Annotated in this window: 1 protein-coding gene and 1 pseudogene; both read right to left on the minus strand. The window is 43.4% G+C overall.

Features of this window, described 5'->3' with window-relative positions; all coding sequences use genetic code 11:
• Positions 1 to 151, minus strand: a pseudogene (locus R7E78_RS24150) (azurin); the annotation flags it as partial.
• A 312-nt stretch (positions 152 to 463) separates the two neighbouring features.
• The gene (locus tag R7E78_RS24155; protein WP_069491465.1) at positions 464 to 1,114 is read right to left on the minus strand and encodes an HAD family hydrolase; all 651 of its coding nucleotides are present in this window, start codon (positions 1,112 to 1,114) and stop codon (positions 464 to 466) included.
• Positions 1,115 to 1,353 lie beyond the last annotated feature (239 nt).

Consider the following 1,353-nt stretch of genomic DNA (forward strand, 5'->3'; position numbering starts at 1 on the left):
CTTCTTCACAAGTTGCTGGAACACTCAATGTTTTGGTCGAAAACTGCATCATATCGTTAGCATCAATAGAAACCTCACACTCGGCACTGGCTTGTGCGCCGAAGCTCAAGCCTGCCAGTGCCAAGGTTGCTGCTAATATACGTAAAGACATATAACACTCTCCATTTTGTTGTTTTGGGCTGACTTGGACTTTTTTGTCCAATAGTTCTCATTATCAGCCAGTTTTGACCCGAAAAACGTGCTTCAATCGGTATATTGACGATTTGTTGCAAACTTGTACTGGTTCGTTCCACTGATTGATCATTGGACTACCTGATTTTCTTTCGTGGCGTGAACTGGCTCAATTCTCAATTCGTGTAGGTTGAGGGAGTCGATTCAATTAAGAGGGGGAATATGAGATGGGTAAGAAACTAAGAGAAAGCCCAACGTCGACGTTGGGCTCTAGAACGTATTCAGAGGAGGATTAGCGAGTCTGTTTAAGCTCGGCTAATACTTCGTGCAGTGAAGGCACGATAGAGTGACCAAATTGTTTTACCTCATCGCAAGGTTCAACCAAGTCCGGAATTTGATAAGTGACCATGTTTGCCGCTACAGCGGCGCGAACACCATTATTGGAATCTTCAAAGGCCAAACATTGGCTTGGCTCTACATCCAGACGGTTCGCTGCCAGCAAATAGATTTCTGGATCGGGTTTGCCGTGGCTCACTTCGCAGCCTGTCGTTAGGTTATCGAAGTATTTGCTCAACCCTGCTAATTCCAGTTTGATTTTTGCCACTTCTTTCGCGGTAGATGTCGCGACCGCGATAGGTAAGCCCTGTGCTTTCAACCACTCCAGCAACTCAACAACGCCATCTTTTACAGGGATAGCTTGGTGTTTGACAACTGCGTTGTAACGAGTGCGCCATTCAAGATGTAGGCGGTCTAAATTCTCGCCGTAGGCTTGGCGGAAAATCGTCTCAATTCCTGCCGCATTGCGGCCAATGATCGATAGGTAAACATCTTCATAAAACGGAAGGTTTTGTACTTCACATGCTTCTTGGAAAATACGCATACAGACGCGTTCAGTATCAAGAAGTAAACCATCCATATCAAAAATAGCAGCTTGGTATTTCATTACATTACAGGCTTGTTGAGTGAGGGAACACATTCTGGCATAAGCCGACGTAATTTTCTCGGAAATTTACTTTTCTGTTTGTCGCAGCTGTATATCGGATGCGGTCTTATTCGATAGGGTGACTTTATGGCTCTAAAACAAAAATGGTGACAGCGCAGCGTATATCATTCTAATTAATCAATGTTATTTTTATTGGTATTGTTTATGTTTTCGTGGTTTATCAATTATAGATATTGATT

This window comes from Vibrio sp. YT-19(2023) (assembly GCF_033337395.1).